The 1,856-nt window shown below is 68.1% G+C and carries 1 protein-coding gene and 1 pseudogene; one reads left to right on the top strand and one right to left on the bottom strand.

Translation table 11 applies throughout. From position 1 onward, the window contains the following. Positions 1 to 987, top strand: a 987-nt coding sequence (locus CCN39_RS38080; RefSeq protein ID WP_143264306.1) for an FUSC family protein, incomplete at its 5' end; no start/stop codon positions are given. A gap of 66 nt (positions 988 to 1,053) precedes the next feature. Here the strand turns inward: CCN39_RS38080 and CCN39_RS38075 are convergent. After that, positions 1,054 to 1,570: pseudogene (locus tag CCN39_RS38075) on the bottom strand (DUF4360 domain-containing protein). Positions 1,571 to 1,856 lie beyond the last annotated feature (286 nt).

Raw genomic sequence — 1,856 nt, 5'->3', positions numbered from 1 at the left:
ATCCAGGCCGTCGTCGGCGGCGGGCTCGCCGTGGTCGGCGGCGAACTCGTTTCCCACCAGCGCTGGTACTGGGCCGTGCTCACCGTGTTCGTGGTGTTCATCGGCGCCTCCAGCGCCGGCGCCACCTTCGTCAAGGGCGTCCGCCGCCTCGGCGGCACCCTGATCGGCATCGTCGGCGGCGTCCTGCTCGCGCTCCTGGTCGGCGGCAACACCGCCGCCACCCTCGGCCTCATCCTCGTGTGCGTGTTCGGGATGGTCTACACCGCGCGCGTCTCCCAGGTGGTGATGGCCTTCTTCGTCACCAGCATGCTCGGCCTGCTCTACAGCCTGCTCGGCACGTTCAGCCTCGAAGTGCTCTGGATCCGCGTCGCCGAGACCGCGGTCGGCGCGGCCGCCGGCATCCTCGCCGCGGTCGTCATCGTCCCGGTCCGCACCCGCGCGGTCATGCTCGACGACATCGCCGCCGTGCTCGACGACCTCGAAGAGTTCCTCGAGCACACCCGCGGCCTGCTCGCCGGCGAGGAGAACGTCAACATCATCGAGCTCTCCCGCGACCTCGACCGCAGCGTCGAACAGGTCCGCACCACCATCGAACCGCTGACCCACCCGGTGAACCTCCGCAGCGCCCGCCGCGACTACGGCTGGCACGTGCTCACCACCCTGGAAACCATCGCCTTCCGCGCCCGTCACGTCGCCGCCCGCGCCCAGCCCGGCCAGCTCACCGGCACCGACGCCGACCGGCTGCGCCAGTTCACCGGACGGCTGCTGGCCAACATCGACGTCCTCCGCACCGCGCTCGACGCCCCGGGTGGCCCCACACCCGGCACGCTCGTGCGCGACGACGGCACTCCCGTCTCCGACCGCGTCGAAGCGGCCGAAACCCGGGCCGTCCTCTCCAGCCTCAGCCACCTCGACGAGGCCCTCGTCTCCCTCGGCCGCGTCTTCGGCGTCGAAGCCACCGATCCCCGGGCCCCGGTGAAGCCCTGACCGGGACCGGAGCGGCGCGGCTGTCGACCGCGCCGCCCCTCTGGACCTCCGGTCACCCGGAGCCGATCACGGACAGACGAGCCACGCGAAGTGGTAGGTGGTGGTGATGCTGCCGTCGGTCGAGTCCATGGTGACGTAGCTGGTGGTCTTCTTCGGATCCGACGTCCCGGCCGCGGCCCGCAATTCCGTGTTGATGTTCAGGTTGCGTTCCTCACCGCAGGGCTTGAACACGATGGCCCCGACCTCGGTCTTGTCGGTGAAATGCCAGTCCTCTTCGAACGGCCCGGTCAGCGGATGCTGAATGTAAGCCGTCGGAGAATTGCCCTGGAAATAGTAGTTGGCTCTTTCCAGGCCGGTCGCACCGCGCTCCAAGTGCGCGAACCCGCGGTAGTCCGCCTGCGCGATTCCGTAGGTGAACCCCTGTGGCACGTGCACCCGCAGGCCGATCTGGCAGTTCTTCCGGGNNNNCGGACGTGCCGAGCGGGCAGCCCGTGCCGATGGCGTTCACGACGTCGATGACGATTTTGTCGGGCGGCGGAGGGGTGTTCCACGAATGCGGGGCGACCACTGAGGACAGCGCCATTACGGCAGCAACGACCGCAGACAGCATCGGAATCCTTCCCAATACATTCAAATTGGGGACGGGGGCCGGACCATGGTAGCGAAAGGATCATGGAAGCAAACCCCGCTGAACGGAGCAACACTGCACACCACGTCCCACCAAGCGGCATTGCTCACGTTTCGACAATTTTCGTAAAGCCCATTCCGGCGCGCGCGAATAAATGCTCGGAGAAAACGATTTCGCGCCCCCGCTCCCCCGGCCGGCGCCCGCGATCACCCGCGTGACGTCCGGCTCAGCCGATCAACGC

Origin of the sequence: Amycolatopsis kentuckyensis (assembly GCF_002155975.1) — a bacterium.
In the GTDB taxonomy this organism is placed as follows: domain Bacteria; phylum Actinomycetota; class Actinomycetes; order Mycobacteriales; family Pseudonocardiaceae; genus Amycolatopsis; species Amycolatopsis kentuckyensis.
Note: the sequence above shows the minus strand (reverse complement) of the source record. Positions and strands in the feature narration are given on the sequence as shown.